Origin of the sequence: Rhizobium sp. J15, assembly GCF_002531825.1 — a bacterium.
In the GTDB taxonomy this organism is placed as follows: Bacteria; Pseudomonadota; Alphaproteobacteria; order Rhizobiales; family Rhizobiaceae; genus Rhizobium.
In genome coordinates this window covers 52,648-78,812 of record NZ_NWSX01000027.1, presented here as the reverse complement: position 1 = coordinate 78,812, position 26,165 = coordinate 52,648, and the positions used below count along the sequence as shown (strand labels likewise).

The 26,165-nt window shown below is 64.5% G+C and carries 26 protein-coding genes; 13 read left to right on the top strand and 13 right to left on the bottom strand.

All coding sequences use genetic code 11. The features are described 5' to 3' along the window. Nucleotides 1–59: 59 nt before the first annotated feature. The 6 genes from CO670_RS21520 to CO670_RS21495 all read left to right on the top strand — a co-directional run bounded on the left by CO670_RS21520 (nucleotide 60) and on the right by CO670_RS21495 (nucleotide 4,644). Nucleotides 60–929, top strand: a complete 870-nt coding sequence (locus CO670_RS21520) for a fumarylacetoacetate hydrolase family protein (RefSeq protein WP_097592117.1) — start codon at nucleotides 60–62, stop codon at nucleotides 927–929. 1 nt (nucleotide 930) lies between these two features. Continuing rightward, complete coding sequence (gene hpaH, locus CO670_RS21515) at nucleotides 931–1,734, top strand: 2-oxo-hept-4-ene-1,7-dioate hydratase (protein ID WP_097592116.1); 804 nt, start codon at nucleotides 931–933, stop codon at nucleotides 1,732–1,734. 12 nt (nucleotides 1,735–1,746) lie between these two features. Continuing rightward, nucleotides 1,747–2,553 carry a 4-hydroxy-2-oxoheptanedioate aldolase gene (gene hpaI / locus CO670_RS21510; protein ID WP_097592115.1) on the top strand — a complete coding sequence of 269 codons (807 nt, stop codon included), beginning with the start codon at nucleotides 1,747–1,749 and terminating at the stop codon, nucleotides 2,551–2,553. 107 nt (nucleotides 2,554–2,660) lie between these two features. After that, nucleotides 2,661–3,449 (top strand): SDR family oxidoreductase, encoded by a 789-nt coding sequence (locus tag CO670_RS21505; RefSeq protein ID WP_097592114.1) that lies wholly within the window; start codon nucleotides 2,661–2,663, stop codon nucleotides 3,447–3,449. Nucleotides 3,450–3,464: 15 nt separating this feature from the next. Beyond that, nucleotides 3,465–4,244: a MoaF C-terminal domain-containing protein gene (locus tag CO670_RS21500; protein WP_097592121.1), complete on the top strand. Its 780-nt coding sequence runs from the start codon at nucleotides 3,465–3,467 to the stop codon at nucleotides 4,242–4,244. A 10-nt stretch (nucleotides 4,245–4,254) separates the two neighbouring features. Next, entirely contained in the window at nucleotides 4,255–4,644 is a 390-nt protein-coding gene (locus CO670_RS21495) for a nuclear transport factor 2 family protein (protein WP_088685944.1), read from the top strand. A gap of 33 nt (nucleotides 4,645–4,677) precedes the next feature. Here CO670_RS21495 and CO670_RS21490 read toward each other — a convergent pair whose 3' ends face one another. The 11 genes from CO670_RS21490 to CO670_RS21440 all read right to left on the bottom strand — a co-directional run bounded on the left by CO670_RS21490 (nucleotide 4,678) and on the right by CO670_RS21440 (nucleotide 16,100). Next, entirely contained in the window at nucleotides 4,678–5,622 is a 945-nt protein-coding gene (locus CO670_RS21490) for a helix-turn-helix domain-containing protein (protein ID WP_097592113.1), read from the bottom strand. Nucleotides 5,623–5,637: 15 nt separating this feature from the next. Then, complete coding sequence (locus CO670_RS21485; protein WP_097592112.1) at nucleotides 5,638–6,354, bottom strand: ABC transporter ATP-binding protein; 717 nt, start codon at nucleotides 6,352–6,354, stop codon at nucleotides 5,638–5,640. 1 nt (nucleotide 6,355) lies between these two features. Continuing rightward, entirely contained in the window at nucleotides 6,356–7,060 is a 705-nt protein-coding gene (locus CO670_RS21480) for an ATP-binding cassette domain-containing protein (protein ID WP_097592111.1), read from the bottom strand. Beyond that, nucleotides 7,057–8,094: a branched-chain amino acid ABC transporter permease gene (locus tag CO670_RS21475; protein WP_097592110.1), complete on the bottom strand. Its 1,038-nt coding sequence runs from the start codon at nucleotides 8,092–8,094 to the stop codon at nucleotides 7,057–7,059. The genes CO670_RS21480 and CO670_RS21475 overlap by 4 nt, the downstream gene beginning before the upstream one ends. Then, nucleotides 8,091–8,957: a branched-chain amino acid ABC transporter permease gene (locus CO670_RS21470; RefSeq protein ID WP_097592109.1), complete on the bottom strand. Its 867-nt coding sequence runs from the start codon at nucleotides 8,955–8,957 to the stop codon at nucleotides 8,091–8,093. The genes CO670_RS21475 and CO670_RS21470 overlap by 4 nt, the downstream gene beginning before the upstream one ends. Before the next feature lie 67 nt (nucleotides 8,958–9,024). Further along, on the bottom strand, nucleotides 9,025–10,278 hold the full coding sequence (locus CO670_RS21465) for an ABC transporter substrate-binding protein (RefSeq protein WP_097592108.1): 1,254 nt from the start codon (nucleotides 10,276–10,278) through the stop codon (nucleotides 9,025–9,027). 58 nt (nucleotides 10,279–10,336) lie between these two features. Further along, nucleotides 10,337–11,932 (bottom strand): GMC family oxidoreductase N-terminal domain-containing protein, encoded by a 1,596-nt coding sequence (locus tag CO670_RS21460; RefSeq protein ID WP_097592107.1) that lies wholly within the window; start codon nucleotides 11,930–11,932, stop codon nucleotides 10,337–10,339. Nucleotides 11,933–11,935: 3 nt separating this feature from the next. Next, nucleotides 11,936–13,342 carry an aldehyde dehydrogenase family protein gene (locus CO670_RS21455; protein WP_097592106.1) on the bottom strand — a complete coding sequence of 469 codons (1,407 nt, stop codon included), beginning with the start codon at nucleotides 13,340–13,342 and terminating at the stop codon, nucleotides 11,936–11,938. A 102-nt stretch (nucleotides 13,343–13,444) separates the two neighbouring features. Next, nucleotides 13,445–14,431 carry a helix-turn-helix domain-containing protein gene (locus tag CO670_RS21450; protein ID WP_097592105.1) on the bottom strand — a complete coding sequence of 329 codons (987 nt, stop codon included), beginning with the start codon at nucleotides 14,429–14,431 and terminating at the stop codon, nucleotides 13,445–13,447. A gap of 90 nt (nucleotides 14,432–14,521) precedes the next feature. Continuing rightward, nucleotides 14,522–15,025 (bottom strand): homoprotocatechuate degradation operon regulator HpaR, encoded by a 504-nt coding sequence (hpaR, locus tag CO670_RS21445; RefSeq protein ID WP_097592104.1) that lies wholly within the window; start codon nucleotides 15,023–15,025, stop codon nucleotides 14,522–14,524. 151 nt (nucleotides 15,026–15,176) lie between these two features. Continuing rightward, a complete protein-coding gene (locus CO670_RS21440; protein ID WP_176538997.1) occupies nucleotides 15,177–16,100 on the bottom strand; it encodes a GNAT family N-acetyltransferase in 924 nt (307 codons plus the stop codon). A gap of 225 nt (nucleotides 16,101–16,325) precedes the next feature. On the opposite strand from CO670_RS21440, the gene argE reads away from it, so the two are divergent. The 6 genes from argE (at nucleotide 16,326) to CO670_RS21410 (ending at nucleotide 22,946) form a co-directional block, all read left to right on the top strand. Continuing rightward, nucleotides 16,326–17,450: an acetylornithine deacetylase gene (gene argE, locus CO670_RS21435; RefSeq protein WP_097592103.1), complete on the top strand. Its 1,125-nt coding sequence runs from the start codon at nucleotides 16,326–16,328 to the stop codon at nucleotides 17,448–17,450. Nucleotides 17,451–17,479: 29 nt separating this feature from the next. Beyond that, a complete protein-coding gene (locus tag CO670_RS21430) occupies nucleotides 17,480–18,403 on the top strand; it encodes a glyoxylate/hydroxypyruvate reductase A (protein WP_097592102.1) in 924 nt (307 codons plus the stop codon). 27 nt (nucleotides 18,404–18,430) lie between these two features. After that, nucleotides 18,431–18,787, top strand: a complete 357-nt coding sequence (locus CO670_RS21425; RefSeq protein ID WP_097592101.1) for a cupin domain-containing protein — start codon at nucleotides 18,431–18,433, stop codon at nucleotides 18,785–18,787. A 161-nt stretch (nucleotides 18,788–18,948) separates the two neighbouring features. Continuing rightward, the gene (locus CO670_RS21420) at nucleotides 18,949–20,412 is read left to right on the top strand and encodes an aldehyde dehydrogenase family protein (RefSeq protein ID WP_097592100.1); all 1,464 of its coding nucleotides are present in this window, start codon (nucleotides 18,949–18,951) and stop codon (nucleotides 20,410–20,412) included. Nucleotides 20,413–20,425: 13 nt separating this feature from the next. Beyond that, complete coding sequence (locus CO670_RS21415) at nucleotides 20,426–21,466, top strand: tartrate dehydrogenase (protein WP_097592099.1); 1,041 nt, start codon at nucleotides 20,426–20,428, stop codon at nucleotides 21,464–21,466. A 22-nt stretch (nucleotides 21,467–21,488) separates the two neighbouring features. Next, nucleotides 21,489–22,946 (top strand): NAD-dependent succinate-semialdehyde dehydrogenase, encoded by a 1,458-nt coding sequence (locus CO670_RS21410; RefSeq protein ID WP_097592098.1) that lies wholly within the window; start codon nucleotides 21,489–21,491, stop codon nucleotides 22,944–22,946. Nucleotides 22,947–23,042: 96 nt separating this feature from the next. Here the strand turns inward: CO670_RS21410 and CO670_RS21405 are convergent, their stop codons facing one another. Together CO670_RS21405 and CO670_RS21400 are read right to left on the bottom strand one after the other, a co-directional pair. Beyond that, nucleotides 23,043–24,317: an FAD-binding oxidoreductase gene (locus CO670_RS21405; RefSeq protein WP_097592097.1), complete on the bottom strand. Its 1,275-nt coding sequence runs from the start codon at nucleotides 24,315–24,317 to the stop codon at nucleotides 23,043–23,045. A gap of 12 nt (nucleotides 24,318–24,329) precedes the next feature. After that, complete coding sequence (locus tag CO670_RS21400) at nucleotides 24,330–24,998, bottom strand: haloacid dehalogenase type II (RefSeq protein WP_097592096.1); 669 nt, start codon at nucleotides 24,996–24,998, stop codon at nucleotides 24,330–24,332. A gap of 317 nt (nucleotides 24,999–25,315) precedes the next feature. On the opposite strand from CO670_RS21400, the gene CO670_RS21395 reads away from it, so the two are divergent. Continuing rightward, a complete protein-coding gene (locus CO670_RS21395) occupies nucleotides 25,316–26,152 on the top strand; it encodes a GNAT family N-acetyltransferase (RefSeq protein WP_097592095.1) in 837 nt (278 codons plus the stop codon). Nucleotides 26,153–26,165: the final 13 nt, after the last annotated feature.

The window sequence follows — 26,165 nt, the reverse complement described above, 5'->3', positions numbered from 1 at the left end:
ATTCACCGAAATCAAATATGTCTGCCTCGGCGGCATCACCTGAGGCTTAGGAGAACCCTATGACACATCCGCGCTTTGCCACCTTCTTTGCCGATGGACGGAGCCGCTATGGTCTCGTGGGCAACCAGGGGATCGTCGATCTGTCGGAGCGCTATGGCTCATCCTGGCCGACGCTGCGTGAGGTCGTCGCGGACGCCGCTTTCGACCGGTTGCTCGACAAGGCCAGCGGCTTTGCCCCCGACTTCTTCTTCGACCAGATCACCTATGAGATCCCTGTTCCCGCACCCGAGAAGATCATCTGCGTCGGGGTCAATTTCCCCGACCGCAACGAGGAATACAAGGACGGTCAGGCCGCGCCTTCCAACCCGTCGCTGTTCATCCGTTTCCCGCGCTCCTTTACCGGCCATGAGCAGCCGTTGATCCGGCCGCCGGAAAGCCCGCAGCTCGACTATGAGGGCGAGATCGTCATCGTCATCGGCAAGGGCGGCCGGCGCATCGCCGAAGCGGACGCCCTTTCCCACATCGCGGCTCTGTCGCTGTGCAACGAAGGCACGATCCGCGACTGGGTGCGGCATGCCAAGTTCAACGTCACACAGGGCAAGAATTTCGACCGGACCGGCGCGATCGGTCCGTGGCTCGTGCCCTATCGGGATGAAAGCCAGCTTGCTGATATCAGGCTCGAAACCCGCGTCAACGGCGAGGTGCGCCAGAGCGACCGGACCAGCCGGATGATCTTCTCCTTCCGTAAGATCGTCAATTACATCTCCACCTTCACCACGCTGGTTCCCGGCGACGTCATCGTCACCGGCACGCCGACAGGCGCCGGCGCCCGCTTCGATCCGCCGATCTGGCTGAAGCCCGGCGATGTCGTCGAAGTCGAGGCCGATGGCCTCGGCATCCTGAGAAACACGATCGCCGACGAGGTGTGAGATGCTGACGTCAAACGACATCGAACAGGCCGCGCTGAACCTTGACGAGGCAGAGCGGACCCGTGTCCAGACCGGACTTCTATCGTTGAAGCATCCTCAAATGACGATGGACGATGCCTATGCGGTGCAAGCGGCCTGGGTGAAGAAGAAGATCGCGCGCGGCCGCAAGCCGATCGGCTGGAAGATCGGGCTGACGTCGAAGGCGATGCAATATGCGCTCAATATCGACATTCCCGATTCCGGCGTGCTCTTCGACGACATGGTGTTCGAGGACGGCGCCACCGTGCCGGCCGATCGCTTCATTCAGCCGCGCATCGAAGCTGAGATCGCCTTCGTGATGAAGGCACCGCTGAAAGGCCCGGGCATCTCGATCTTCGATGTGCTCAACGCCACCGACTATGTGACGCCGGCGCTCGAAATTCTCGACACCCGCATCCTGCGCGTCGATCCGGAGACGAAAAAGGCGCGCACCATCGTCGACACCATCTCCGACAATGCCGCCAACGCCGGCATCGTCACCGGCGGCCGCGCCGCGCGGGTGGATGAGATCGACATGCGCTGGATGGGCGCGATCGTCAGCCGCAATGCCGAGGTCGAGGAAACCGGCCTCGGGGCCGGGGTTTTGAACCAGCCTGCCCGCGGCGTTGCCTGGCTCGCCAACCGGCTGGCGCACTATGGCGATGGCATCGAGGCTGGACAGATCGTGCTGGCTGGTTCATTCATCCGTCCGATCGAGGCGCGGCATGGCGACACCATCCATGCCGATTTCGGCCCATACGGCTCGGTCGGTCTCTATTTTGCATGAAGGAGTGAAACCATGCCGGCGCCCAGGAACCTCTTCAAGCAAGCCCTGAAAGAGGGGCGGGCACAGATCGGCCTCTGGCAGGCGCTCGCCAGCCCCTATACGGTCGAAATCTGCGCCGGCGCCGGTTACGACTGGCTGCTGCTCGATGCCGAGCATGCGCCGAACGACGTGCCGCTGCTCGCCTCGCAGCTGCAGGCGATGAAGGGATCGGCAAGCCACGCGGTGATCCGCCCGCCGGTCGGCGAGACGTGGATCATCAAGCAGATGCTCGATATCGGCGCGCAGACGCTGCTCATACCGATGGTCGACAGCAGGGAGATGGCCGAAGCCATGGTCCGCGCCGTGCGTTATCCCCCGCAGGGTGTGCGCGGCGTCGGCGCTGCCCTTGCCCGCGCTTCCGATTTCAACCGCATACCCGACTATCTCCAGACCGCCAATGACGAGATCTGCCTGCTCCTGCAGGTCGAAAGCCGGGCGGGGCTCGCAGCCCTCGATGCGATCGCGACGACCGAGGGCGTTGACGGCGTCTTCATCGGTCCGTCCGATCTCGCCGCCGACATGGGCTACCTCGGCAGGCCGGGTGCGCCCGAAGTGCAGGCGGAAGTCGAAAAGGCGCTTGCCCGGATCCAGTCGCATGGCAAGGCCGCCGGCATCCTGATCGGCGATCTCGCCCTCTCCAAGCGTTATCTCGAACTCGGCGCCACCTTCGTCGCGATCGGCAACGACGTCATGCTGCTTGCCAATGCCACCGCCAAGCTGCTCGAGGACTTCCACAAGGCCGAACCTGCCAGGCCCGTGGGCGACGTGAAGGTCTACTGACCTTTCCTGCATCGTTTTGCACGCTCAGTCAAAACGGACTGCACAGCTGGACAGGACGCCTCCCGGCCTTTCGACCATGATGATCGAAAGATCCAGGAGGAAGAGATATGCGTTTCAGCAACAAGACGGCGCTGATCACCGGCGGCGGCACGGGCATAGGCGCTGCCGTCGCCCGGCGCATCCGGCAGGAAGGCGGCAATGTCGTGCTCGTCGGACGGCGCCCGGCGCCGCTTCGCGCCGTCGCCGATGAGATCGGCGCCACCGTTATTACCGCCGATGCGGCCGATGGCGCTGCGATGCGGGCCGCGCTCGAAACTGTTGTCGAGACCTTCGGCGGGCTCGATGTGCTGATCGCCAATGCCGGCGGCCATGGTGTCGGACCGACGATCAGCATGTCCGATGAGACCTGGGATCTCGCCACCCGGCTCAACCTCAACACCGCCTTCGTCAGCGCCCGCGAATCCCTGCCGCACCTGATCCGCAGCAAGGGCAATATCGTCGTTCTCGCCTCGATCGCCGGGCTGTTCGCCGGGCCGGATGCGGCGGGTTACGTCACCATGAAACATGGCTGCATCGGCCTTGCGAAGTCATTGGCGCGCGACTACGGCCGCAAGGGCGTGCGCACCAACACGGTCTGCCCGGGATGGGTGACGACTGACATGGCCGACGAGCAGATGCAGGTGATCGTCGAGAAGTTTCAGCTGAAAAGCGTCGAAGAGGCCTATGCGCTCGTCACCAAGGACGTGCCGCTCGGCCGCCCGGCGAGCGCCGAGGATGTCGCCAACGCCGTCTGCTTCCTGGCCTCGCCGGAGGCTTCGATGATCAACGGCGCGATCCTGACCGTGGACGGCGGCGCCGGCACGGTCGACCTGCCGACGCTCGCTTTCGCAGAATGACAGGAGGAGATGACGATGAACGAAAATCCCAAGGATTGGAAAACCTACGACGAATTCGCCTATGGCATCGACACCAACCGCCTGCCGGCGAGCGACGCGCTGGCCGGTTCTTCCTACAGGATCGGCTTCGATGACGGCCGTATGCTCGACCTTGCCATCGGCAAAGGCGAGGCCGAATGGTCGGACGGCAGGGAAAGCGCCACCGACAAGGCTGAGGTGATCGAGGTCGCGCCGAACACCTATTTCATCGAGATCGTCTTCGCCGCCCGCCCGCGGGAGGCCGAAACGCTGATCCTCAACGTCGAGACCCGGCGAGCGCTTTCGATCTATTCGATCGTCCGCGATGCGAAAGATGCCGCCGGCGAACCGCAGGTGGCACAGATCTTCCGGCCTGGTATCGTCGAGGGCGGCGCCGCGAGCGGACCGGAGCCGGCGGAAAGCCGCGATCTCATCGGGCTCAGGGCGCATTTCACTTACAGCCCCAACCATGTCTACGAACACACGTACCTCTCCTCGCAGCGCTATGCCTGGCAATGCCTGGTCGGCGTCCAGCGCGGCCATGGCGACGTCGATCTGACGACCACCTACAAGTTCGACGAAAACCAATACGTCTTCACCTTCCGGGAGTTCAAAATCCCGGTCGCCTCAACCTTCTTCTACAATTTCGACGACATGCGCTCGACCGGCAAATTCCTCGGCATCACCGGCGACGGACGCATCCAGAACAGCCCGGCCGGCGCTTTCATCCGCAAGGCTTCGATGACCTATTACCTGCCGGGCCAGGAACCGGTGTGAGGACAAGACAATGAAAAGAGCTTTCGACATCGTGAAGGCGCATTACGACGCCAACGACCGCCGCGATATGGACGGCATGCTGGCCGACATCGCATCCGACTGCCGCTGGACCGAAATGGACGGATTTCCCTGTGCCGGCACCTATGTCGGCCCGCAGGAAGTCTTCAGACACGTCTTCCAGGCGCTCGGCGAGACATTCGACGGCTACACCTTCAAGCTGGAGCGCCTCCTCGATGCCGGCGACGACGTCATCGCCATCGGTGACTATAGCGGCACCCACCGGCAGACCGGCAAATCCTTCAAGGCCCGCGTCGTCCATGCCTGGCGCGTGGCGGACGGCAAGATCCGGCGCTTCGAGCAGTTCACCGATACGCTGCGCGTCGCGGAATCGATGCGATAAAATCCGGATGGCCCGGCGCAAAGCCGGGCCGCCTCAGGAAAGCGCAGCCTTGCGCCATTGCGACGGCGAAACAGCGTAGCGGGTGCGGAAAGCCCGCGAAAAATGCGCGCTGGAGGAAAAGCCGAGCGCAAAGGCGATACCGGATATTTCACCGCTGTGGCCGCCGGCCTCGCGCAGCTTCGCCGCAGCCAGCTGCAGCCGCAGGTCCCAGATATAATCCGACGGCGTCAGCCGCTCGGCCTCGAATGCGCGATAGACGTAGCGCACCGAACAGCCCATGCGCCGTGCGATCATGGCGACGGTGAGATCCGGCCGCGCGATATTGCCGGCGATGAACGCCTTGATGCGGGCCAGCAAAAGATCGAGGGGATCGGCGACCAGCCGCTGCGGCCGCCCCTCGCCGATCATGGTGCGGACGAGATCGATCATCGTCTGGCCGACGCTCGAACGTTGCGCCTCGTCGAGATGGCCGATCTCCTGCATGGTCGATTCCATCAGCGACAGCAGAATGCCGCACATGCCGTCCTGCCCGGCATGTGCGGTGAAGGGTGCTGCCAGCCGCTCGACCGCGGCCTGCGGCAGCGCCTGCCGCGGCATTTGCAGCAGCAGCTGGCGGACCGGCGCGCTGTTGGTCAGAACATAGGGCCGGCGCGGGTCGTAGATGACGAGGGCATTGGCGGCAACCGGCGCCTGCACGCCGCTTTGTCCGATCGAGGCGCTGCCCTCTGTCTGCAGGATCAGCTTGATCGCATCGGGATCCTCAGGCCCGGCCGTCACCCGCTCGCCGAAGACGACATGCCGGTCGGCTTCCAGCCGCGTCAGCCGGCATGCTCCGAGCATAGCCGAGAGCATCGCGCTCTTTTCCTCGTCGGCGCCACCGAAATCGAGCCTGACATTGCCGAACAGCGTGCGGGCAAGCCCTGCGAATTCCCGGCCCCGAGCCGTCTCGACATGGCGGTGATCCGCGGCAAAACGCATGACGGTCTCCTCGCCTCAGCTCGCCAGATAGGCGCCATGAAGAATGTCCGGCTGCGCTTTCAGTGTCGCGGCGGGGCCGTCGAAGACGAGGCGGCCGCGCTCCAGCACGAGAGCCTTGTCGGCAAGATCCAGCGCGAGATTGGCGAATTGCTCGATCAGCAGCACGCCGATGCCGCCGGCGGCGGCAATCTTCAGCGCTTCGGCCAGACGCTTGACCACGGCAGGCGCGAGGCCGAGCGAAAGCTCGTCGACGATCATGAAACGCGGCTTTGCGACGAAAGCCTGCGCCATCGCCACCATCTGCTTCTGGCCGCCGGAAAGATCCGATGCCGATTGGCGCCGGCGCTCGGCAAGCTCGGGGAAGATCTCATAGGCGCGCTCCAGCCCTTTCCGTCGCGCAACCGCTGACGGATCGAGCGCGGCGACGAGGATATTGTCCTCCACGGACAGTTGCCCCAGCACCCGATGCCCCTCGGGAACGAGCGCAAGGCCCGCGCGGCGGATGCGGTCGGGTGCAAATCCTTCGAGCGCGATGTCTCCCAGGCGCACCGCGCCGCCGCGTGGCAGAACGCCCGCCATGGCCATGACCGTGCTCGACTTGCCGGCCCCGTTGGCGCCGAGCAGGGTCGTCACCTTGCCGGCCGCGACCGAAAAGGAGATATCGTGGATGACGCGTTTGCCGCCGCGTTCGACGACGAGGTTTTCGACGCTGACTTCGGAAATCCCGCTCATTTCAGAACTCCCCCAGATAGGCGCGCCGCACGTTCGGATCGGCAAGCACGGTCTGCGTCGGGCCAAGGGCCAGCAGCTTGCCGTAGTCGAGCACCATGGTTTCGCTGCACATGGAGCGAATGAGCTCGACATCGTGATCGATGACCAGAACCGGTGCGCGGAATTCGGCCGGAATGCGCAGCACCAGTTCGCGGAACGCCTTTCCCTCCTCCTCGGTCAGGCCAGCGGCCGGTTCGTCCAGCAGGATGAGCTTCGGCTTGCCGACGACGCATTTCGCCAGCTCGACCAGGCGGCGCTGGAAAAGATTGAGCGATTGCCCCAGCCGGTCGGCAGCCGCGGTGAGACCGGCGAAGGAAAGCGCTTCCTCGACAGCTTCGGAGCGATGCGCCGCGCCGACGACATGATCGGCGATCGCCGCGATATTGCCGGCTACGGTCAGGTCTTCGACCACCTGCTCGGTCTGGAACGAGCGGCGCAGGCCGGCGCGAACGCGCTGGAGCGGCGACATCGGCAACAGCGCCTCAGCGCCGAGCGACACCGTTCCCTGAACCGGTCGGACAAAGCCGGAAAGCACGTTGAGCAGCGTCGTCTTGCCGGCGCCGTTCGGGCCGATCAGCCCCGCGACCGGCGCCGTCAGCACGGCGCTGAGCTCGTTGATCGGCCTCACGCCGCCGAACTGGACGACGAGATTGTCGATGGTGATCATCGTCCCCTCCCCTTCGATAGACCGCCGTTCAGACGGGCGATCAATGCCGCGATCTGGCCGGCAATGCCGGCCGGCGCGGTCGCCAGCGCATGGAACAGCGCTATGCCGAAAATGCCGATCGTGACGTAGCCGTCGATGCCGAGATCGGTGAGCAGCGCCGGCACCGCCCGCAGCAGCAGGCCGGCGATTAGCGCCCCGTACCAGTTGAAGACACCGCCGACGATGGCGAGCGCGAAGAGGTTGAGGCTCTCGAATGCACCGAAGGCGCGCCCGTCGAGCTGGCCGACATTGCCGGCCAGCAGCCCGCCGGCAAGGCCGGCGAGCAGGCCGCTGAGCGCAAAGGCCCAGGCCTTGTAGACCAGCACGTTGACGCCGCTCGCGACCGCGACGGTCTCGCCCTTGCGGATCAGCGCCCAGGCCCTGCCGGGACGCGCGAGCTTATGCCATTGCGCGATCGAAAGGCCGATTGCCGCCGCCACGCAGACATAGAGGAAATAGGCAACCTCGCCGTCGGCCACCACAGGTCTTGCCAGCATCTCGCGCCCCGAACCGTCGGCCCTGCCGAGAAAACCGGGGCCGCCATCGGGAAAACCCCAGGCGCTGATGACGATCTGGAAGGCGCCCGCGAGCATGAGGGTGACGAGCGCGAGATAGAGACCGCGCAGCCTGAGCGCCGGCACGCCGAAGGCGAGCCCGACCGCGGAGGCGACGATGCCGCCGGCAAGCAGGCTCACTTCGAAGGGCGGATGGAAGGCATGGCCGATGCGCAGCGTCACCCAGCCGCCGACGCCGACGAGGGCGAACTGGCAGAGCGAAACCAGGCCGAGCTGGCCGTAGAGAATGGCAAGGCCGGCCACCGACAATGACAGCGCGACGGCCGAGGTTGCCGCCGAAAGCCAGAAGGAATTGGCGAGAAAGGCGACCACGGCCGCGAAGATCGCCATCGTCACGGGAACATGCAGAAGCTGCTTCGGCAGGCGCATCATCGACAGGCCTTCGGCGTTGGAGGCGATAGTTTGCGGCTGAACGCTCATCGGTCTTTCAACGCGGCCTTCGCCGTGCCTCCCAGGATCGTGACGGCGGCAAGCGCGATGATGAAGGGTGCGGCGGCGCGATAGGGCGATATCCAGGCAAGGGGCGTCAGCGCCGCCTCGGCAATGCCGATCAGGATGCCGGCGGCGGCCGTCTCCCAGAGCGAGCGCAACTGGCCGAGGATCGCCGCGGCAATGGCCGGGATGACCAGCAGCGTCAGGAAGGTGCCTTGCAGCCGCACGAGATCGGCAAGCAGCAGGCCGGCAAGGCCGGAGAAGATACCGGTGATGATCCAGGCGGCCGTCTCGGTATGGAGGACGCGCACGCCGAGCACGGCGCTGAGATCACGGTCGTTGGCCAGCGCGCGCATGTCGAGGCCGAGCCGCGTGCGGGAAAGCAGCAAGGTGATCGCGACGACCATGGCGACGGCAAGAAGAAGAGCGATGATACGGGTATAGGTCAGGCGCACGGCAAAGAGCGACACGAACATCTGGTCGGTCGGAAACTGCAGGCGGCGCGGAAGCTCGCCCCAGATGACACCCATGACGGCGATCAGCACGAGCGCCGGCGCCAGCGTGCCGACGGCGCGCACGACGGTATCGCGATGCGACAGCATCGGCGCGAAGATCCGCCCGTAGAGAAAACTGATCGCCGTCGAGACGGCAACGGCGGCAAGAATGGCGACGGCGAGCGGCATCTTCCACTCGAGCAGCTGCCAGGCGCAATGCGCGCCGATCGCGCCGAAGGCGCCGAAAGCGAAATTGAGAACGCCGGTCGCCCGAAACAGCACGACGAGGCCGACGCCCGACAAGGCATAGACGGCGCCGATCCCGAGCCCCGATATGATGAAAGGAAGAATGTTCATAGGCGATCCTCTGGGACTTATCGTGCCCCGCGGGGTAATGCCGCGGAGCACGATGGCAGACGCAGGCTCAGTTGAGGCCGGCGGACTTTTCGAAGGCGCGGATGTCCTTCAGCTCGGGATCCGGCGACGGAGCGCAGTCGGAGACGACTTTCCACTTGCCGCCTTCGCTGACCGCCATGCGCGTCGTCGAATTGGCGTTGTGGCGGGTCTGGCCGTCGCCGAAGTACCAAGGGGCGCAGAAGATATCGCTCTTGAAGCTCTTGATCCCACGCACGGCCGCCGATGCGGTTTCGCGGTTGATATTGGCGGGATCGAGCGTCATCAGCGCCGTTTCGGCGATCCTTGCCGCGAGATAGCCGGCCTGGGCGAAGGTATCGCGCGGATCGGATTTCTGGCCGTACTGATCCATGACGGCGAGCCAGTTCTGGTTATCGGGCGTCGTCGCTTCGAGATCGTTGAACTCCATGTTGACGATGAAATTGCCGTCCCAGCCGGCGCCGATCGTGCCGGGCACGGAGAGATCATAGGCAGAGGCGGCGCTCAGGAACTTGATGCTCTGGTTCAGCCCCTGCTCCTCGGCGGCGGTCAGCAGCGGCACAGTCACGCCCTTGGGCAGGCCGAGGATAATCACGTCGGGCTTGGAAGCCGCCGCCTGCAGGATGGTCGACGTGGAATCGGCGGTGCCGGGGTCCATCAGGATCGTCTCGGCCTTCAGGCCCTTTTCCTTGGCGAGCTGGATGATCCCGTCGCAGGACCAGGTGCCGACGTTCGGGATGTTTGGCCCGATGCAGACGACCGACTTTGCGCTCAGGTGGTCAAGTGCATAGCCCATGGCGCCGAGCATCGAGACGCGCGGACCGGCATTGGTTGGCGCGTAATTTGCCGCGAAGAAGCATTCGCGGGGAACACCGACGCCGGCGACGACGAGAATGCCTGACTTCTTGTAGAAATCGGCATTGGCGCCGCATTCGACGAAGCTCGAATTGCCGACCATCAGTACGGCCTTCTCGTCATTGACGAGTTTGGCCGCGAGCTGCGCGGCGGTCTCGGGATTCCACTGGTCGTCCTCGACCAGATATTCGACCGGGCGCCCCTTGATGCCGCCATTGGCGTTCAGGCAGTCGAAATAGGCCTTGGCGGCCCGGGTCGAATTCGAGAAATCGTCCGGTCCGGTTTTGCCGGTGATGGCGCCGATCACGATCGGTTCGCCGGTCGCCGGCTTGCCGCTATTGTCGCCGCAGGATGCGGCGGCATGGGCGCTGAACGCCGAAACGAGCGTCAGCAGCAGGCCGATTGCCAGCCCTTTTGGATTGATAGGCATTGTCTCCTCCAGTTGTTGCCCCGCTCCCCACGGGGTAGTGCGATGGGCGATGCCGGGTTCAGCCGGAAATCGCCTTGCCTGTCATGAATGCTGCGGCCTTTGCCGCGATCATCATCGTCGGTGCGTTGGTGTTGCCCGAGACCAGCGTCGGCATCACCGAGGCGTCGCAGACGCGCAGCCCCTCGACGCCGCGCACCTTGAGGTCGGGTCCGACGACGGCCATGCGATCGTCGGCGCGGCCCATGCGCGCCGTTCCCGCCGGATGAAACACAGTCTTGGCCGACTGCCTGATGTAATCGCGCAGGGCTTCCGGATCCTTTTCGACGCCGGGCTTCGGCAGCACGCGTCGCTTGACCAGCTTGGCAAGGGCCGGCGCATCGAGGATGCGGATCGCCGTCTCGACGCCGCGCACCAGGGTTTCGATATCGGCGGGATCGGAGAGCAGGTTGGCGTTGAAATCCGTCTGCTCCCTGGGATCGGCGCTCTTCAGCCTGATCCAGCCGCGCGACCGCGGCCGGAGATAACATGGTCCAATGCTGAGGCCATGGCCGGGCTCCGGTTCGCGGTCGACGAAACCGATCAGCACGGGCAGCACATGGAACTGCACATCCGGCTGGCCGGTGCCTGCGGTATCGACGAAGCCGCCGCATTCGACGACGTTGGACGACAGCAGCCCGCGATGCGATGTCAGGTAACGCAGCATGTGGCCGGCGGCGCGCAGGCCCTTGTCATGGCCGAGGATCGAGATCGGCTCGTGCGTTTCGCCCTGCACCGGCACTTCGAGATGATCCTGATAATTGGCGCCGACGCCCGGCAGGTCGGCGACGACCTCGATGCCGAGCGAGGAAAGATGTGCGCCATCGCCGATCCCCGACAATTGCAGGATCTTCGGCGTGGCGATGGCGCCCGATGTGAGCACGATTTCGCGCGACGCCTTGAAAGTCGTGCCGTCGAGCAGTTCGACGCCGGATGCCCTCTGCCCCTCGAACAGGACGCGCGCCACCTTGCGCTCCGTCAGCACGGTGAGGTTCGGCCGCTTTTCCGCTTCGCGCAGGAAAGCCTGGGCCGAACTCCAGCGCCGACCGCCATGGGTGGTGCTCTGATAGAAGCCGACACCGGCCTGATCGGCGCCGTTGAAATCGTCATTATGGGGAATGCCGATCTCGGTCGCCGCCTTGACGAAGGCCTCGCTCAGCGGATGCCGGTGGCGCGGATCGGAGACGTGCAGGCCGCCCTTCTTGCCATGGAATTGGCCGTTCAGCCGCTCGTTGCTTTCCAGAGAGCGGAAGGCCGGAAGCACGTCGTCATAGGACCAGCCCTGGCAGCCCATCTGCGACCAGGTATCGTAGTCGTTACGATGGCCGCGAATATAGATCATCGCGTTGACCGAGCTGCCGCCGCCAAGCACATTGCCCTGCGGCACGATGCTCGGCCGGCCGTTCAGCCCTTTGTCGGGGTTCGATGCATAGGGATGGATATCGATCCCCTTGCCCAGCACCTTGAAGAAGGTGGCGGGGATATGGATCCATGGATCGGCGTCGCGGCGGCCGGACTCGATCAGGAGCACCTTGTGCGCCGGGTTTTCCGACAGGCGGTTGGCCAGCACGCAGCCCGAGGATCCGCCTCCGACGATGATGTAATCGTAAGTCGTCATGGCTCAGCTCAGCACCGTCTGGATCGTCGTGAATTCCTTCAGCCCTTCTGCGCCGAATTCGACGCCGATGCCGGATTGCTTGACGCCGCCGAAGGGCGCGTTCGGCTGGATCGCGCCGTGCTTGTTGATCCAGACCGAACCGCATTCGAGCTGCATCGCATAGTGCTTCGCCTTCTCGACGTCGGCCGACCAGACCGAGCCGCCGAGACCGGCCGGATTCTGGTTGGCGCGGGCGATCACCTCGTCGAGATCGCTGTAGCGGATGATCGGCAAAGCCGGGCCGAACTGCTCCTCGTCGACCAGCCGGATACCGTGGTCGACATCGGCGACGAGCGTGATCGGGTAGAAATAGCCGGGCCGGTCCAGCGGCGCGCCGCCGGTCAGGATGCGGCCGCCCTTTGCGCGCGCATCGTCGACGAGATCGCGCACCTTGTTGAACTGCAATTCGTTCTGCACCGGGCCGAGGATGCTTGCCTCATCCAGGCCGTCGCCGACGGCGATCTTGCCGGCATAATCGGCAAGTGCGACGCAGACTTCCTCATAGATGCTGTCATGCACATAGAGGCGTTTCAGCGCCGCGCAGGTCTGGCCGTTGTTGATGAAGGCGCCCCAGAACAGGCCCTCGACGATGCTCTTCGGATCGACGTCGGGCAGCACGATGCCGGCATCGTTGCCGCCGAGCTCCAGCGTCAGCCGCTTCAAGGTGGCCACCGCCGAGGCCATGATCTTCTTGCCGGTCTCGGTCGAGCCGGTGAAGGTCATCTTGGCAATGCCCGGATGGGCGGAAAGGGCGGCGCCGATGCTGTTTTCGCCGGTGATCACATTGACGACGCCGGCCGGCAGCACCTCGTTGATGATCTCGACGAGGCGGATGGTCGAAAGCGGCGTCAGGGGCGACGGCTTGATGACGACGGTATTGCCGGCGCGCACCGCCGGCATGATGTGCCAGCAGGCGATCATGACAGGCCAGTTCCACGGCGTGATCGAGCCGACGACACCGATCGGCTTGCGGTGCAGCTCGACACGGCCCTCATTGTCGTCCTGCAGGATTTCGACCGGCAGGTCGATTTCGGCCGTGTGCCGCGTCCAGGCGAGCGCGCCGCCGATTTCGAAGCGTGAGCCGAGGCCGTTGAGCGGCTTTCCCTGTTCACGGGTCAGGATCTGCGCCAGTTCTTCGGCATGCTCGCCGATCTTCTCCGCGATCGCTCGGCAGGCCGCTGCCCGCTCCTCGTTCGAGATCCGCGACCAGCCTTTGAAGGCTTCGGCGGCGGCGGCGACGGCCCTGTCGAGATCGGCCTCCTGGGCAAGCGGCATATAGCCGACGACTTCGCCGGTCGATGGGTTGGTGACCGGCGCATGATCGGTCGTGGCGACGATTTCGCCACCGATGAGCAGGGTAGACTGCTTCACGATATTCTCCTCCCGTGAGATCGAGGAGAACTATGACTTTCGCTGGAAAAGCCGTCTTGGGGAGAAACGCGCTCCGGCTTGGACGAAAGCGCAGAGTGCGCTTCAGACCATCTTCTGCACCGGTTCGCCGGAACGAAGCAGCTCGCTCGGAGCGCAATCGAACAGCTCCTTGAAGCTGCGATTGAAATAGGAAATGTCGTTGAAGCCGGCGGAATAGGCGACCTCGGCGATGGTCGTCGGGTTGCGCTGCTCCTTCAGCTGCTCGATCTTCTCGCGTGCGAAGCGCAGGCGCTTGTCGCGGATGACGGTGGTGCAGGTCATGCCCATGCCCTGGAAATCCTGCTGCAGCGTGCGGATCGATACACCGAGCCTGGTTGCCAGCCACTTCGCGCTGAGATCGCTGTCGGTCAAATGTTTGTCGATCAGGATATCGACCATCTGCATGCGCCTGCCGGCGCTGTCATGCAGGGAATTCAGGCTTGCGGTCTGGATGTCGGTCGACAGGAACGCCTGGCGCGTCGTGTCGAACATCAGCTGGCGCAGATGCGGCGAGGCCGCCTCGCTTTCCGGCGTCGTCATCATCTTGGCGATCAGCGCGCGCAGCATCATTGCCATCGGATCGCCGGCCGAAAGCTTGCGGGCCACGTCGAATTCCACCTTGCTGCCCGAATACATCAATTGCCGCGGCAGATGCAGGGAGAGATGATTGGAGAAGTGGCCGCGGAAAAAGAACGTGGTCGGGCGCGTGGAATCGACGAGGATGCATTCGCCGACGTCGAGGATGTTCTGCCGGCCGGAATGCTCCACGCCGCAGGCGCCCTCGAGCTGCATGATCAGGAACAGATGTTCGTGCGCATCGCGGCGAATGTCGTCCCAGCCGCGATGGACATAATCGAGATCGTTGGAGACATGGGCGAATTCCATGCCGCACACGTCGATGCGGCTTGCCGTGCCGATCACCTTGTCGCCGCGCTCCATCGTATGCGCGTTGAAATTCCCGCAGATGTTATGAAGGTCGTCCGCCCACTGATCGTAGGGTGTCGGCGACCAGGTGCGATCGACAAGGCTGCGGTTCTGCAACAGGTCCAACTCTGCCTCCCAACAGTGTCAGTATCGCTCAAGACTGCAACAGGCCGCTCCGATCGTCAATCATATCTTTAACACATTAATTAAGAGGGGCTATTCCTCCCCTTCCGGAGCGCCTTCGAGCCTTAACGCCGCCAGTTCGTCGAGCATGTCCAGGAGCTGTTCGACCCGCTCGGCGCCAAAGCGGGCGCCGATATCGGCATAGACCTTCAGACTCTCCGGCATGACCTCGTCGACCATAGCCTGCCCCGCCGGCGTGATGCGCAGCAGCACGCGCCGGCCGTCTGCCTTGTCCTTGTGCTTGGTGATGAAGCCGCGCTCCTCAAGCGAGCGGATCATGCGCGTCAGGCTCGGCGCCAGGATCGAAGCCTTGTCCGCCACTTCGCTCGCATCGAGCGTTCCCGCTTCGGAGAGCACGCGGATCACCCGCCACTGCTGCTCGGTGACGTCATGCGCCGCCAGGATCGGCCGGAAGTGGCTCATGACCGCTTCGCGCGCACGCAGAAGCCCGATCGCCAGGGATCTCCGTCGCTCCGGCGACGCCTGGGCCGTGGGCGACAAAGGTATTTCGGCCTGCTTCTGCTGTCTGTTGCTCATTCGGCTCCCCGCACGCATGGAATATCGGATTCTTCGCGAACTGTACGGTCGACGGAAAATCACCAGACAACTAGTTAACACAGCAAAGATCAAAGGCCAGCCCTTGCGGCGGGATGGCAGCGGAGCGGATGGTGTTTTCGGCTTTTCCGGTTCAGCCGAGCGCGTGACCGGCCAAAGCGTATATTTTCGGCGTGCCGGCGGGGCGGCGTTCGCGGACTTCCGGCCAGGGGCGGCCGCGCGACATGGTGGTGACGGTGTCGAAGACGGCAAGACCGCAATGGGAGAGGAAGTCGGAAAAGGCTCCGCTTTTCTCGCGCGTGTCGAGCCGCAGGAACTTGCCCGCATGCGCCGTGACGTGCGGGCGAATGACGGCGATGGCATCCGCATCGCTGGCTGCCGCCGCCGGGCCGATGACGTGCCCGCGGCCGAACCGCCGGCAGAAGGAGAAGGCCTCGATCTTTCCGTCGCGGAACAATCCAAGGCCGCTGGACGAAGGAAGAACCTGCTTGAGCAGTGCGGTGCGGTCCGCCCCGAAGGCCTCTGCATCAAGCGCGGCGATGGCGGCGAGGTCGGCCATGCCGAGCGGCCGGATTTCGGCGCCGGGCGGTGTCTCCGCCTCAGGGGGCAAGGATGCCTCGCCCTGACATTGGGAGACGACGGCTTCCATGGTGAAGTCGAGGGAGCGGTAAAGCCGTCGTGACGCCCGCGTGGCGTTGAGGCCCCAATTGCCTTCGGGAACCTGGTTCAGAACGTGATCCATCAGCCATTGGCCGGCGCCCCGGGCCTGCAGGCGCGGCGAGGTGATGACGAGCCCGATCGTGGCGAAATCCCTGCCATAGGGAAACCACATGGCGGAGCCCAAAACACGGCCCGCTTCGTCAAGCGCCACCACGCCCTTGCCGAGCTCGCGGACGAATTGCCAGTCGTCGGCGCGGTGCGGCCAGCCGACGCCGATCGAGAGCGTATGCAACTGTTCGAGATCGACCGTATTGATGTCGGCGATGCGCATCTCGAAGCTGTCGACCAGTCTCGATGTCCCAGCACTCACGCGCGTCCTCCAGAAATTGATCCCCATGACGACGCCGGCCAAACGCAGAATCCGACGCCTCCTCCCAGCCAGACTATAGGAAACCCGTCAGCAGAAATCGCTGGTCAATTCGATGCCGGCGCAACAATCAACCAAATCGGCGAAGCTTTCGGCATCTAAAGCCTCGCGTCCTGGAAAAGAGTCCAGTCGGCGGTCTCGCCCTTCACGCAAGAGGTTGGAATGTCTTCTCAAGTCAGCGCCCACAGCTCTTCCATGCCGCTAGTCGAGATCCTCCACGAGCTCATCGGCTTCCCCTCCGTCGTCGGCACGCCCAATGGCGCCATCGTCGGCTGGATCGAGACCTATCTCCGCTCCTTCGGGATCGAAGCGCATATTCTTCCCGGCCCCGAGGGCGACCGCGCCAATCTCTTCGCGACCATCGGCCCCGCCGACAGGCCGGGCTACGTCCTCTCCGGCCATATGGATGTCGTCCCCGCCAGGGAAGCCGGCTGGAGCGCCGATCCCTTCGTGCTGAGAGCCGAAGGAGAGCGGCTCTATGGCCGCGGCACGTCCGACATGAAAGGCTTCCTGGCCGCCGCCCTCGCCGCCGTGCCGGCGTTGACGGCAAGCCCCCTCGCCCGGCCGGTTCACCTCGCCTTTTCCTATGACGAAGAGGCCGGCTGCCGCGGTGTGCCCCATCTCCTTGCCCGGCTGCCCGATCTCTGCGCGCCGCCGCTCGGCGCGGTGATCGGCGAACCGAGCGGCATGCAGGCAATCCTCGCCCACAAGGGCAAGGCCGCGGCGCGCATCACCATCAAGGGCCGCTCCGGCCATTCCTCCCGGTCCGATCTCGGTCTCAACGCCGTGCATGCCATGGCGAACGTGCTGAATGCGGCAATTTCAACGGCGAAGGATCTGACGCAAGGGCCGTTCGACGGCGCATTCGAGCCTTCCTATTCCTCCCTGCAGGCCGGAACGATCAGCGGCGGTCAGGCCGTCAACATCATTCCTGAAGTCTGCACGCTGGAAGTGGAGGCACGCGCAATCTCCGGCATCGATCCCGTCTCCCTGCTTGCTCTCGTGCGCGATGCGGCGGAGGCGGAGAAGGCACGCGGCTTTGCCGTCGAATGGGAAATCCTGAGCGCCTATCCGGCTCTTTCGCTTGCGCCCACCGCACCGCTTGCCGGTCTCCTCCGGGAACTGACCGGCAAGGCGCCGCTCGCAGCCGTCAGCTATGGCACCGAAGCCGGCCTCTACCAGCGCGCCGGCGTGGACGCGATCATCTGCGGTCCTGGCGATATTGCCCGCGCCCACAAGCCCGACGAGTTCATTCTGACGAGCGAACTCGCTGCCTGCCAGGCGATGGTTGAGGCGCTCGCCGCCCGCTGCCGCGCCTGACCTCGGCAAGATTGAAAGGATCAACGCCGATGACTTTTCTCTTCAATTCCGATGCCCGCCGCGGAGCAATTTTCCAGGAGATCTTCGCGCGCGAACTGCCGGATCTGGAATTTTCGATGGACCCCGCGACCGTCGATCCCGAGGCGGTGCGCTACCTGATCACCTGGACGGTCCCGTCTGACCTCTCTCGCTACCGCAATCTCGAAGTGCTGTTTTCCATCGGCGCCGGGGTCGACCAGTTCCAGATCGCCGAGGTGCCGGATCACGTGAAGGTGGTGCGCATGGTCGAGGATGGCATCGTGCGGATGATGCAGGAATATGTGACGCTTGCCGCACTGGCGCTCCACCGCAACCTGCCCGCCTATATCGGCCAGCAGCGCGACCGGCTCTGGCAGGCGCTGCCGCAGCGTCAGGCTCCCGAGCGCCGCATCGGCGTTCTCGGCCTCGGCGTTCTCGGCCGGGCCGTGCTCGAGCGGCTGAAGCCTTTCGGCTTTGCGCTGTCGGGCTGGAGCCGATCCCGGCATGACATCGAGGGGGTGAGCTGCCACGCCGGAGATGCCGGCCTCGAGGCGATGCTTGCCGAGAGCGATATCCTGGTCTGCCTCTTGCCGCTGACCGATGAAACCCGCGGCTTTCTCAATGCCGATCTGTTCAGGCGCCTGCCGCAGGGCGCGGCGCTCATTCATACCGGCCGCGGGCCGCAGCTCGATCATGAAGCCCTGATTGCGGCTTTGGACAGCGGCCATCTCTCCGGCGCGGTGATCGATGTCACCGATCCCGAACCGCTGCCGGCGGATCACGCCTTCTGGGGCCATCCGCGCCTCTTGCTCACGCCCCATGTCGCGAGCGTCACCCAGCCCCACACCGCTGCCCGCGCCGTTGCCGAAAACATCAAGCGGATGCGCGCCGGATCCGATCCGGTCGGCCTCATCGACCGCCGTCGCGGCTACTGACACGTTCAACCTCGAAAGGAAAACTCCATGCCGCTTCTCAAGACCATCGATCCCAACCCTTCCTTTGCGCCGCGCGAAAACGTGCCGCTGCCCGAGCGGCTGATCTCCGGCGACCCTCAGTTCAAGACCTGGGCGCAGGATATTGCCCGCGGCGAAATGATCCATACCGGTGTCTGGGAAGCCACGCCCGGCGTCACGCGCTCGATCAAGGGCGAAACCTTCGAATTCTGCCACATCCTGTCCGGGGTCGTCGAATTGACGCCGGAAGGCGGCGATCCCGTCGTCTACAGAGCGGGCGACAGCTTTGTCATGAAGCCCGGTTTCGTCGGCGTCTGGAAGACCATCGAAACGGTCCGCAAGATCTACGTCACCGTCATGGCGTGAGAGGGCTTCCGCGTTCCGATGCCGCCACGCTCATCGGGACGCAAAACAATAAGCTGCCGGGCGGCGGCAGAACGGGTTTTTCCGCTGCCCTCCCCGCCCTCATCGGATCAAGCTACTTCGCCCGTTCGGCTAGCCTCGTTTCAGTGATCCGAGGTATTGCCATGACCCTGAGTTTCGATCCTGACAGAATTTCCCTTCCCATCGGCCATCTCATCGGAGATCGCCTCATACCGGCCGAGGGCGTCATTCCCATGCGCCGCCCGTCCGACGGCAAGGCCTATGCCGGTTGCCCTGTCGCCGGCGAGGACCTGGTCGACCATGCCGTTCAATCGGCGAAGGCCGCGCTGAAAGACAGCAACTGGGGCGGCGTTCGCCCGCGCGAACGTCTGAAGGTGCTGCACCGATGGGCCGATCTGATCGAGCAGGAAGCGCCCGAGCTGGCAAGGCTGGAGGCGCTGTCGTCGACCCGCCCCGTCGGCCATCTGGTGGAAGGCGACATCGCGGTCTCCGCCGAACAGATCCGCTTCTTCGCCGAGTTTGCCGACAAGGAAGGCAGCGATCTGGTGCCGACCGACGACGGCAATCTCGGCATGATCATGACCGAGCCCTATGGCGTGGTCGGCGCGATCACTCCGTGGAATTTTCCGGTATCGATGGCGGCGTGGAAGCTCGGCCCGGCGCTCGCCGCCGGCAATGCCGTGGTTCTGAAGCCGTCCGAGATCACGCCCTTTTCGACCGTCCGCCTTGCCGAACTCGCGCTTCGCGCCGGCCTGCCTGCCGGCCTGATCAATGTCGTGCTGGGCGATGGTCCTGTTACCGGCACGGCGATCACCGGACATCCCGATATCAGCAAGGTCAGCTTCACCGGCTCGACGCGCGCGGGATCGGCGATCATGGAAAACATCGCCCGCACCGGCGTCAAGCCGATGACGCTGGAGCTTGGCGGCAAGAGCCCGCAGCTCGTTTTCGCCGATGCGGACCTCGGCAAGACGGCGGCTGCGATTGCCGCCGGCATCATGAGCAATGCCGGCCAGGCCTGCGTGGCCGGCTCCCGCCTCATCGTCGAGGAAGCCGCGGCCGCCCCGCTCGTCGAGGCGATCGTCGCCCGGATGAAGATCGCGGCGGCCGCCCCGACCTGGGATGGCGCGGCGCAATATTCGCCGATCATTTCCGAAAGGCAGCAGGATCGCATCCATTCGATCGTCTCGGCGGCGGTCGAGGCCGGCGGCGAATGCCTGGCTGGCGGCATGCCGATGGAAGCGCCCGGCTATTTCTACAGGCCGACCCTGATCGCCGGGATCGACCGGAATTCGCCAGCCATTACCGAGGAGATTTTCGGTCCCGTGCTGACGCTCCAGACCTTCCGGGACGAGGAAGAGGCGCTCGCACTGGCCGACCATCCGACCTACGGCCTTGCCGCCGGGCTGTTCACCCGGGACCTTTCGCGGGCAATCCGGCTGACGCGTCGCCTGCAGGCGGGGACGGTCTGGGTCAACCGATACAACCGCTCGCGCGACCATATCCTCCCGACCGGCGGCTACAAGCAGTCGGGCATCGGCAAGGATCTCGGCCGCGAGGCCTATCACGCCAACCGCAAGAGCAAGAGCGTCTTGATCAGCCTTTGAGGAGGATATCGCCATGACAACCCATCGGATCGCTCTCATTCCCGGCGACGGCATCGGGCGCGATGTCACCGCAGCCGCCTGGTCGGTGCTGCAGAAGGCGGCCGACAAGGCCGGCTTCACCCTCGATGGCCGGGAATTCCCCTGGTCCTGCGCCTTCTACAAGGAGACCGGCGCGATGATGCCGGCCGATGGCATCGAGATGCTGCGCGGCTTCGACGCCATCCTGCTCGGCGCTGTGGGATGGCCGGCGGAGGTGCCGGATTCGGTATCGCTGCACGGGCTTTTGCTGCCGATCCGCAAGAGCTTCGTGCAATATGCCAATATCCGCCCGCATCGGCTGCTGCCCGGTGTGCAGGGTCCGCTGAGATCGGCAGGCTTCGATATCCTCTGCATCCGCGAAAACACCGAGGGCGAATATTCCGGCGCCGGCGGCCGCGTTCATCAGGGCACGGCGGACGAGGTCGCCGTCGAGACGTCGATCTTCACCCGGACGGCCGTCGAACGCATCCTGCGCTTCGCGTTCGAGCAGGCGCGCGCCCGCCGCGGCAAGCTCGCCTCGGTGACGAAGTCGAACGCGCAGAAATTTTCGATGGTCTTCTGGGACGAGATCACCCGCAGGCTCGCCGATGAATATGCCGATGTCGAGGTCACGAGCTATCACATCGATGCCATGGCGGCGCGCATGGTGATGGCGCCGGAAAGCCTCGACGTGGTCGTCGCCTCCAATCTGTTCGGCGATATCCTCACCGATCTCGGCGCCGCCATCCAGGGCGGGCTCGGCTTTGCCGCCTCCGCCAACATCAACCCGGATCGCAGCGCACCGTCGATGTTCGAACCCGTGCATGGGTCGGCCCCCGACATCGCCCATCTCGGCATCGCCAATCCGATCGCCGCCATCTGGTCCGGCGCCATGATGCTCGATCACCTCGGTGAGACGCCGGCCGCCGGCGCCATCATCAAGGCGATCGAATGGACCACCGCCTGCGGCATCGGCACGGTCCCGGGCAAGGACAGGACCGAGGCGATCACCGCCTCCATTCTCGCTCAGTTGTAACGTCTTCATCGGGGATAGACAGATGCAGAATTTGAAGGAAGCCGGCCTCTTCCGGCAACAGGCGCTCATCGGCGGAAAATGGATTGCCGCTACATCCCGCAACAGCGTCGAGGTCATCGATCCGGCCACGCAGACGGTCATCGGCACGGTGCCCGATATGGGAGCCGCCGAAACGCGCGCCGCGATCGAAGCCGCCGAGGCTGCCTATGGTCCATGGAAGAAAAAGACCCATGCCGAGCGCGCCGCGCTGCTGGAGGCCTGGTATGCGCTGATGATCGACCATATCGAGGATCTGGCGCTGATCCTGACGACCGAACAGGGCAAGCCGCTCGACGAGGCGCGCGGCGAGATCCGCTACGGCGCCTCCTTCGTCAAATGGTTTGCCGAGGAAGCCCGCCGCATCGGCGGCCACACGATCCCCTCACCCACGGCGGACCGCCGCATCGTCGTGCTGAAGGAGCCGGTCGGCGTCTGCGGCATCATCACGCCCTGGAACTTTCCGAATGCGATGATCACCCGGAAAGTGGCGCCCGCACTTGCCGCCGGATGCTCCGTCGTCATCAAGCCCTCGGAATTCACGCCGTTTTCGGCGCTCGCCATCGGCTGCCTTGCCGAGAAAGCCGGCATTCCGGCAGGTGTGATCAACATCGTCACCGGCATGCCGACCGGGATCGGCAACGAGATCATGGCCAACGAGGCGGTCCGCAAGATCTCCTTCACCGGCTCGACCCGCGTCGGCTCGCTGTTGATGCGGGGTGCTTCCGACAGCGTGAAGCGGCTTTCCCTGGAACTCGGCGGCAACGCGCCGTTCATCGTCTTCGACGATGCCGATCTCGATGCCGCGGTCGAGGGCGCAATCGCCTCGAAATTCCGCAATGGCGGCCAGACCTGCGTCTGCGCCAACCGCATTCTCGTCCAGGCCGGTGTCTATGACGCCTTTGCCGAAAAGCTCGCGGCCCGCGTCGACAGGATGAAGGTCGGCCCGGGAACGGAAACAGGCGTGGCGATCGGGCCGATGATCAACGAGGCGGCGATCGCCAAGATCAACCGCCATGTCGACGATGCGCTCGCCAAAGGCGCGACGATCGTCACCAGAAGAGCGGAGCTGCCGGCCGGCCGGCAATATACAGCCCCGATGGTGCTGACCGGCGCGACCACCGAGATGCAGCTTGCCAGCGAAGAGACCTTCGGTCCCGTCGCGCCGCTCTTCCGCTTCGAGACCGAGGAGGAAGCGCTCGCCATCGCCAACGGCACGCCCTACGGCCTTGCCGCCTATTTCTATACGGAAAGCCTCAAGCGCGCCTGGCGGGTCGGCGAAGCGCTCGAATTCGGCATGGTCGGCCTCAACACCGGCGCCATCTCGACCGAGGTCGCCCCCTTCGGCGGCGTCAAGCAATCGGGGCTCGGCCGCGAAGGCGCGCAGGCCGGCATCGAGGAATATCTCGAAATGAAATCCTTCCATATCGGCGGCCTCGCCTGACCGGTTCATGCGGATAAAACAAACAGAGGGGTTGCGAACACAACCCCTCTATCTGCTGGCCCTCTATCGACTTGGGAGGAAAAGGATGCAGCCGGCTTACTGAACCTTGTCGAGCATCTTGTAATAGAGCCCCACCAGCGGCAGGAACCAGGGCTTGCCGAAATGGCCTGTAACCGCCGGCCATTCCAGACCCTTCAACGGGTTATGGTCCGGGCGGCCGAGGATCGCGTCGGCGATCGTCATGCCGAGATGGCTGGAGAGCTGCGCCCCATGGCCGGAATAGCCCATCGCATACCAGGCGCCGTCCTGATATCCGGCGCGGGGGTAGCGGTCCTTGGTCATGTCGACCAGCCCGCCCCAGCAATAGTCGATCTCGACATCGGCAAGCTGCGGAAAGATGCGGCTGAGGCTCTCGCGCAGGATCGCGCCGCTTTTGGCATCGGAACGTTGATCCGAGGTGGCGGAGAAGCGCGCCCTGCCCCCGAAGATCAGCCGGTTGTCGGGCGCAAGCCGCCAGTAATTGCCGATGTTCATCGAGTTCACGCAGGTGCGGTTTCCGGGCATCGTCGCCGCGATCTCCGCTTGTGTCAGCGGCCGGGTGGCGATGATGAAGCTGCCGACCGGGATGATGCGGCGGCGGAAATAGCCGAAGTTGGGCGTCGTATAGGCGCCCGTTGCGATCAGCACCTGATCCGCCCTCACGATGCCCTTGGCAGTCTTCAGCACATGTCGGCCATCCGCCTGGCGATGGTCGGTGACGGCAGCGTTTTCGACGATGATCGCGCCGTGGCGTCCGGCCGCTTCCGCCAGTCCCACGACATAGCGCCCCATATGCATCATGGCGCTTTTCTTCGACAGCATCGCGCCATGAAAGGCCGCGCCGACCTCGTTTTTCAGGTCGCTCGCCGACAGCAGGGCCGTCTCGGGATCGACCTCAGCGTGGACCGCCTCGAAATTGCGGGCGATCGCGTCGAAATGCTGCGGCTTGGAGGCGAGCTTGAGTTTCCCGGCGCGGCGGAAATTGCAGTCGATCCCCTCCTCGGCGATGATCGCCTCGATCGTGTCGATCGAGGCGTCGAGCGCCTGGTAGAGGGCGATGGCGCGCTCCTTGCCGAGTTCGGCCTTGGCGCCGATGAAGCTGTGGGCAAGGCCGTTGTTGAGATGGCCGCCATTGCGCCCGGAGGCTCCCCAGCCGACCCTCTCAGCCTCCAGCACGATGACGCGCGCGCCCGCCTTGGCGAGCTGGCGCGCTGCCGCAAGCCCGGTAAAGCCGGCGCCGACGACCGCGACGTCATAGTGACCTTCGACAGGCCCCTGCGCCGCATTGGCAAAAACCGGAGCGGTATCGTGCCAGTAGGATTGAAGCTTCATCGCCTCGCGTCCTCAGAGCCCGACGACGCCGGGCAGACCCGAAATATCGGGAATCTCGACATAGCCGTAATAGGGATTGGCAGGCTCGTGGCCGCGATTGACCCAGACCTTGTTCTTGATCCCGAGATCATGGGCCGACATCAGGTCGTAGCGGAAGGACGAAGAACAATGGAGGATGTCCTCCGGGCCGCAGCCCAGCATGTCGAACATATATTCGAAGGCCTGGAAGCGCGGTTTGTAGGCATTGGCCTGCTCTGCGGTATAGACCGCATGGAACGGCGCCCCGAGCTTTTCGACGTTCGACATGATCTGCGCGTTCATGGCGTTGGACAGGATCACCAGCGGAATTTCCTTGGCAACCTTCGAAAGACCGGCCGGAACGTCGGCATGCGGCCCCCAGGTCGGCACGCGCTCGTAGACCATGCGCGCGGCTTCCTCGCGGAATATTATGCCGTTGCGCTTGCAAGCCCGTTCGAGCGAATTGTACACCACCGCGTTATAAGGCTTCCAGTCGCCCAGGATCTCGTCGAGACGATAGGCCGCGAAGTTCTTGATGAACTCTGCCATGCGCGCCTCGTCGAGCTGTTCGCCATAGAGGTCGCGGGCCGCTTCCGCCATTTGAAAGTTGGTCAGCGTGCCGTAGCAATCGAAGGTGATGTATTTCGGAAGGAAGTGAGCCATGACGGTATCCTGAGCGTTTCCAGTTGTTTCGTCTGCCCTCATCATAGGCCGCGGTGCTGGCATCCGCTCGACTGAAATCCGGACCGGCAAAGCAGAATGTTTCGTATCCTGAGCCGGCTTTGGCAGAAGGTTGTGCATGGCCGCCGCCACGGCTGTTCATTTCGCCGGAGGGATTTGCGAAGCGTGCACGCCTGCCAGCATAAGATGCGGCGGAGTGTGCGACCAACGCTATAAGATACTGCCGGGATCGTGGCCTTCAGACAATCTGCCGGTCGATACTGCACCACACTTGCCGGCAAGAGATGAAGGACATCCCAATGCAGACAAGTCAGATCGACCTCGCGGCCTTCGGCCCCGAACACCTGGAAGCGGCGGTCTCCCTCTCCCGGCAGGCGGGCTGGCCGCACCGGCTGGAAGACTGGCAGATGGCGCTTGCCCTCAGCGAAGGCACGGTTGCGATCGAAGCGGGCCGCGTCGTCGGAACGGTGCTGACGACCATGTACGAGGCCGACTGCGCCACCATCAACATGGTGATCGTCGACGAAGCGATGCGTGGACGCGGCCTTGGCCGCAAGCTGATGGATGCCGCGTTGGAGACCGCCGGCAGCCGGCCTCTCCGGCTGGTCGCAACGAAAGAGGGTTTGCCGCTTTATGAAAAGCTCGGCTTCATGCCGACGGGCACCGTCCTCCAGCATCAAGGCATTGCGGGAGAGGTCGCTGCTTTGCCGGGAACGGAAGCCGCGACCGGCGCCGACATCGATGCAATCACCGAACTCGACCGTCGCGCCTTCGGCGCCGATCGCAGGCGGTTGATCGCCTATCTTGCCAAAATCGGCGAGGTCGCGGTGCTGCGCCGGGACGGCCGCATTTGCGGCTTCGCCGTGCTGCGGGTTTTCGGCCGCGGCGAGGTCATCGGTCCCGTCGTTGCCGGCGGCCTCGATGATGCCAAGGCCCTCGTCGCGCATTTCATCGCCCACCGCCCCGGGCGGTTTTTGCGTGTCGACACGACTGCCGATACCGGGCTTGCCCCCTGGCTTGCCGCCCAGGGCCTCGCCCATGTCGGCGGCGGGATCGCCATGGCAAAGCCGGTAATTCCGCGCGCCGCCGATCCGGCCGCCGCCACTTTCGCACTCGTCAATCAGGCCCTCGGCTGAGGCAGGAGACGTT